This window comes from Streptomyces sp. SID11385 (genome assembly GCF_010548245.1).
Taxonomy (GTDB): domain Bacteria; phylum Actinomycetota; class Actinomycetes; order Streptomycetales; family Streptomycetaceae; genus Streptomyces.
In genome coordinates, this window is record NZ_JAAGLR010001063.1 from 1 (window position 1) to 5,524 (window position 5,524).

Consider the following 5,524-nt stretch of genomic DNA (forward strand, 5'->3'; position numbering starts at 1 on the left):
GCTGCCGGGGCCGCGCCGCACCCCGCCGAGGACGCGACCCGCACGCCGCGCGGCCTCACCACGCCGGGTGGGCGTTGCCGCCGGCCTTCTTCTCGCTCGGGAGGAGGACCCACAGGGCGAGGTAGACGATGAACTGGGGGCCTGGGAGGAGGCAGGACGCGACGAAGATGATGCGCATCGTGGTGGGGGAGATGCCGAAGCGGTGGGCGAGGCCGGCGCAGACGCCTGCGATCATGCGGCCCCGCGTGGGGCGGACCAAGGATGTGGTGCTCATGGTGGGCTCCTCCGTGGAAGGTGCGGAGCCGTCGTCCGGCCCCGGCGGGGACGCTCTCCGCGTCCCCCGACACCTTCCACGCTACGGGGACGAACCAGGACGAGCATCCCCCTAAGGTGCCGTACCGACCCTGGGAATTCTCGGGGTCGAACCCTGAGAAACCCCTCCGGGACACCCCTGGGTGTACTCAGGGTTCTCCTCCTCGGGACGGAGGGGAGGGGGTACCAGGGAGGGAGTGCCGCGCCGGTTCCTGGCCCTGCGACGGACGGCCGGTACGACCAGGAGATGAGCCGTCGCCGTCCCCACGATCGCGAGGAGTACGGAGTCGATGTCCACGGTCTGCCCGGGCACCCCCGTCTGCGCGATCTCCAGGAGCATCGCGAGCACCCCGCCCGCCAGCGTCGTCCGGCACAGCGAGGCGAAGGCCGAGACCGCGACGCGGCCCCCGACGAGCGGCAGCAGCACCCCGAGCGGGGCGAGCAGCCCGAGACCGGCGGCCAGCGGCCGTACCGCGCCGGGGAAACCGAGCGCCAGGTCGGCGCGGACCGTCGCGAGCGGCGTCGTGTTCGGCGCGCTCACCCACGGCACGTCGAGCGGCCGCAGCGCGTACCAGCCGACGAACAGCAGATGCGCGACGAGGAGTACGACTCCCGCCGCGCGGTAGGAAACGGTCCGCGCCCCGCCGTCTGGCCCTGGCTGCTGCACGCTTCCAAGGACGCCCCCCTCACCTCGCCCGGTTCCGCCCCCGCCCCGGCAGCCGTGTGGGCGTCCTCACCCCACTGGGCGGGGTGCGACGGGAACCGCGGGGCGGGAGGGGGCGCCGGTCGCGGGGGCGCCCCGAGTGAGCCCCGCCGGGCCCTGCCCCGCCGCCCCTACCCTCTCGGCACCGGCACCGTCGGTACGGGTGTCCGTGCCGGGTTGGCGCGCAGCTCGCGGTCGCACTCGTAGGCGCGGACCGGGCTCTCGCCGGGGCCGCCGAGCAGCACCGTGCCCTGTGCCGTCGCCGCCGCGCTCTCGCCGAGGGTGCACACGAGCTGGGCGAGGCCGGGGCCCGTCAGCCCGGCGGGGTCGACGGTGAGGCGCAGGGTGTGCGCGGGGTCGCCGGGGCGCGGGCCGGAGAGGGCCGTACCGCTCGGCACGGCGGAGGTGAAGTGGGCGAGCCGCTCGGCCCCCGAGGGTTGCGGGAGCAGTTGGTCGAGGAGCTGTCGTGCCACCGGGACGGGGCCGGGGCCCGTCGGCTCCGCGAGGTACCTGTTGACGACCACGAGCTGTGCCCCGCACACGAGATAGACCTTCGCGGGCGTCGTGCCCGGCGGCTGCGAGACGCTGTCCTCGTCGAGCACGCAGGGCAGCCGCGACGGGGCCGGTCCCGCGTCCGTCGGTACCTCGGTCGGCCTGATGCCGCACCCGGCGAGCAGCAGCCCGAGCCCGGCGAGCACGCCGCAGGAGCGCACGACGGCGGTACGGGACCGTCGCCGCGCCCCGGCGGGAGCGCTCCCCACCGGGTCAGCGCCCTGCCGCACGGTCCTCGCCGCTCTCGCCATCCGCTCCGCCGTGGTCCGTCTCGTGCCCCGCACCCGCCGCGCCGCTCCTCGACTCCGCACTCGTACCCGTAGCCGTGCCTGTACTCGTACCCGTGTCCGCGCCCGTGCCCGTGCCCGCGTCCGTGCCCACGTCGTCCACGCCGTCCACGAGGTCCGTGGGGCCGCCGTCGTCCGCGTCGTCCTCCGGGGCCGCCTCGCCGCCGTCCCTCGGCAGGCGCAGGGTGAACACCGCGCCGCCGTAGGGGGAGTTGCTCGCTGTGATGTCGCCGCCGTGGATGTGCGCGTTGGCCTGCGCGATCGAGAGGCCGAGGCCGCTGCCCTCCGAACGGGGGCGCGAGGCACTGGCCTTGTAGAAGCGGTCGAAGACGTGCGGCAGGACGTCCTCCGGGATGCCGGGGCCGTGGTCCCGTACCCGGATCACCAGCGAGGGACCCTCGACCCGCACCGAGACCCGCACCGGGGAGCCGCCGTGCTTGAGGGCGTTGCCGATGAGGTTGGCGAGGATGACGTCGAGGCGGCGCGGGTCGACGCGCGCCATGATGCCGCGCTCCGCGTCGAGTTCGACCGCGTCGAGCCAGGCGCGCGCGTCGATGCACGCCGTGATCTGGTCGGCGATGTCGACGTCGTCGAGGACGAGCCGGGCGGTGCCCGCGTCGAAGCGGGTGACCTCCATGAGGTTCTCGACGAGCGTGTTGAGCCGCCGCGTCTCGCTCACCACGAGCCGTACGGCGGGCTCGATCATCGGGTCGAGCGTGTCGATCTCTTCCTCAAGGACCTCGGTCACGGCGGTGATCGCCGTGAGCGGGGTGCGCAGTTCGTGGGACATGTCGGCGACGAAGCGGCGGCTCGCCTCCTCGCGCGCGCTCATGTCCGCGACGCGCTGTTCCAGCGCCGCCGCTGCGTCGTTGAACGTACGGGACAGCTCGGCGAGTTCGTCGGTTCCCGAGACCCGCAGCCGCGTGCTGAGCTTGCCTTCGCCGAGCCGCTTCGCGGCGACCCCGAGGCGGTGCACGGGCTTGAGCACGGTCGTGGCCGCCGCCTGCGCGAGGAGCGCGGCGACGAGCAGTGCGAGCGTCGTCGCGATCCCCAACGACCAGGCCAGGGACTCCAGATCGTCGGCCTCGGAGCTGAGCGACTTGCGCAGGTAGCCGGTCGGGCCGCCGTCGCTCACCTCGGCGCCCGCGATCAGGTACGGCGTGCCCTTGACGTCGACTCGCTGCCAGTACAGGTGCGAGGACGCCTTGTTGGTCGACGTGAGCTTCTGCTTGCGTGTGACGGCTTCCTTCAGGGTGTCCGGCACGTCACCGAGTGAGAACACGCCAGGCGCCGAACTCCCGGTCACCGTACGGCCCTTGGCGTCCTGGTCGACGAGTACGACGTCGTAGTGCTGCCCGGAGCGGGACATCGCGCGGGCCGTGCGCGCCAGGTCCTCGCGGGTCGGCTCGGGCGGCACCGTCCGGTCGGGGCTGGCCAGTTGCTCCTTGAAGTCGTCGAGCGTGTTGTCCTGGGTGCGGGTCAGGACCGCCTCGCGGTTGAGCCAGTACGCGATGCCCGAGGCCGAGACGGCGGCGGTCAGCGCGACGAGGCCGAAGACGAGGACGAGCCGCAGGCGCAGGCTCGTGAACCGCACCCCCGAGCCGAGGAACCGCCGCCACCGTCCGCCGGCCGACGAAGCGGCCCCCGTACCCGACGAAGCGGCCCCGGTCCCCGCACCCGACGAAGCTCCTCCGCCCCCGGTCTCCGCCCCCCGCCCGTTCCCGTCGCGCCGCCCGTTCCCGTCCCGCCGTTCGCCGTCGCCTCGCCTCACTGCGGCGCGTCCAGCCGGTAGCCGACCCCGCGCACCGTGCGGATGAGCTTCGGCGCGGACGGCACGTCCTCGACCTTGGCGCGCAGTCGCTGCACGCACGCGTCCACCAGGCGCGAGTCGCCGAGGTAGTCGTGTTCCCAGACCAGGCGCAGGAGTTGCTGCCGGGACAGGGCCTGCCCCGGGCGGCGGCTCAGTTCGAGCAGGAGCCGCAACTCGGTCGGTGTGAGCTGGAGTTCGACGCCGTCCTTGGAGACCGTCATCGCCGAACGGTCGATGACGAGGTTCCCGAAGACCGCCGAGTCGCTCGACTCGCGCTCCCCGCGCCGCAGCACCGCGCGGATGCGCGCGTCCAGCACCCGGCCCTGCACCGGCTTGACCACGTAGTCGTCGGCCCCGGACTCCAGGCCCACCACCACGTCGATGTCGTCGCTGCGCGCGGTGAGCAGGATGATCGGCAGCTGATCGGTGCGGCGGATGCGACGGCACACTTCGAAGCCGTCGATTCCGGGCAGCATGACGTCCAGAACGATCAGGTCCGGTCGTTCTTCGCGCAGTTTCGTCAGCCCGTCCTCGCCCGTGGCGGCGGTGGCCACACGGTGCCCCTGGCGGGTCAGGGACAGCTCAAGGGCCGTACGGATGGCGTCGTCGTCCTCGATCAGCAACAGGGAAGGCACCCGGTCATTCTGTCCCACGGCCGCCCGGACTTCGACCTCCGGGTCCCGGGAGGCGGGGCCCGTGCCCAGGGGGCCGCGCGCGGCTGCCCCTCCGTACCGCCCGAGCGGCCCGCGCGTACGCGCGGGCTTCTTCGACGCGCGTGCGAGGAGGCGCTGTGACAGCTCTGTGACAGTCGGCGGACACGGTCATGAACTGGGGTTGGCAGTCTTCTTGGCACACGGGGCGCACCGGCCGGCCGCAAGGACGGCGGAACGCCTCGCGGCAGACCACTCACACCTCAGGACGGAGGCGCGCGATGAGCACTCGGCACAGCACCACGGGCGGTGCGGTGATCACCCGGCTGCACGACTACGCCGCGCGGACTGAGACCTCCGGTACCGCGACCGTGTCCTTGTTCGAGCGGAGCCATGAGCCCGGGGGCGGACGAGGACGAGGCTGCGGGACCGGTCGTGCACCGCATCCCCTGCTGGGGACGCCGGTGGACGTGGCTCCGGTTCCCCGCGGGGGAAACGAGGCGGACCGGAGCGTCGCGTACGGGGAGGGCACGGGGGACACGGGGGAGCGCGCCCGGGCGAACGAGGCGGAGTTCACCGCCTACGTCCAGCAGCGCCGGGCCTCCCTGTACGCGACGGCCTACCACCTGACCGGGGACCGCTTCGAGGCCGAGGACCTGCTCCAGAGCGCCCTCTTCTCGACGTACCGGGCCTGGGACCGCATCACCGACAAGGCCGCCGTCGGCGGCTACCTGCGCCGCACCATGACGAACCTGCACATCAGCGCCTGGCGGCGGCGCAAGCTCAACGAGTACCCGACCGAGGAACTGCCGGAGACGGCGACCGACACGGACGCGATGCGCGGCACCGAACTGCGCACCGTCCTGTGGCAGGCGCTCACCCGGCTGCCCGAACTCCAGCGCACGATGCTGGTCCTCCGTTACTACGAGGGCCGCACGGACCCGGAGATCGCGAAGATCCTCGACATCAGTGTCGGCACGGTCAAGTCGAGCATCTGGCGCAGCCTGCGCCGGCTGCGCGACGACGAGGCGCTCAGCCGCGACCGTGACCGCGAGGAGTCCTTCGGCGAACTGGTCGCCTGAAGGACCGCGGGGGGACGGGGGAGGAAAGAGCGGGGGGACAGGGGGAGGAACGGGGGAACCGGGGGAGGGTCCGCCGCACGGGGGAGCCCGTGGCACGTACGGGGGAGTACGGGCCCGGGACGGGCGGC

6 protein-coding genes are annotated in these 5,524 nt (G+C 73.3%); 1 reads left to right on the plus strand and 5 read right to left on the minus strand.

Annotated features, from left to right (window positions below; genetic code table 11):
• Nucleotides 1-55: 55 nt before the first annotated feature.
• From G3I42_RS32680 to G3I42_RS32700, 5 genes are all read right to left on the minus strand, one after another.
• A complete protein-coding gene (locus G3I42_RS32680; protein WP_164291299.1) occupies nt 56-274 on the minus strand; it encodes a PspC domain-containing protein in 219 nt (72 codons plus the stop codon).
• Nucleotides 275-385: 111 nt separating this feature from the next.
• Nucleotides 386-979, minus strand: coding sequence for a VanZ family protein (locus G3I42_RS32685; protein WP_164291300.1), 594 nt, complete (start codon nt 977-979; stop codon nt 386-388).
• 167 nt (nt 980-1,146) lie between these two features.
• Entirely contained in the window at nt 1,147-1,713 is a 567-nt protein-coding gene (locus G3I42_RS32690) for a hypothetical protein (RefSeq protein WP_164291304.1), read from the minus strand.
• A gap of 67 nt (nt 1,714-1,780) precedes the next feature.
• Nucleotides 1,781-3,448 carry a HAMP domain-containing sensor histidine kinase gene (locus tag G3I42_RS32695; protein WP_164291301.1) on the minus strand — a complete coding sequence of 556 codons (1,668 nt, stop codon included), beginning with the start codon at nt 3,446-3,448 and terminating at the stop codon, nt 1,781-1,783.
• 173 nt (nt 3,449-3,621) lie between these two features.
• Complete coding sequence (locus G3I42_RS32700; RefSeq protein ID WP_164291302.1) at nt 3,622-4,299, minus strand: response regulator transcription factor; 678 nt, start codon at nt 4,297-4,299, stop codon at nt 3,622-3,624.
• Nucleotides 4,300-4,595: 296 nt separating this feature from the next.
• Here G3I42_RS32700 and G3I42_RS32705 point away from each other — a divergent pair, with 296 nt between their 5' ends.
• On the plus strand, nt 4,596-5,396 hold the full coding sequence (locus tag G3I42_RS32705) for a SigE family RNA polymerase sigma factor (protein WP_164291303.1): 801 nt from the start codon (nt 4,596-4,598) through the stop codon (nt 5,394-5,396).
• Nucleotides 5,397-5,524: the final 128 nt, after the last annotated feature.

Bases quoted from the DNA above. Each gene is read 5' to 3' on its own strand.
- G3I42_RS32680 (WP_164291299.1), bottom strand. From the start codon at position 274: ATGAGCACCACATCCTTGGTCCGCCCCACGCGGGGCCGCATGATCGCA.
- G3I42_RS32705 (WP_164291303.1), top strand. From the start codon at position 4,596: ATGAGCACTCGGCACAGCACCACGGGCGGTGCGGTGATCACCCGGCTG.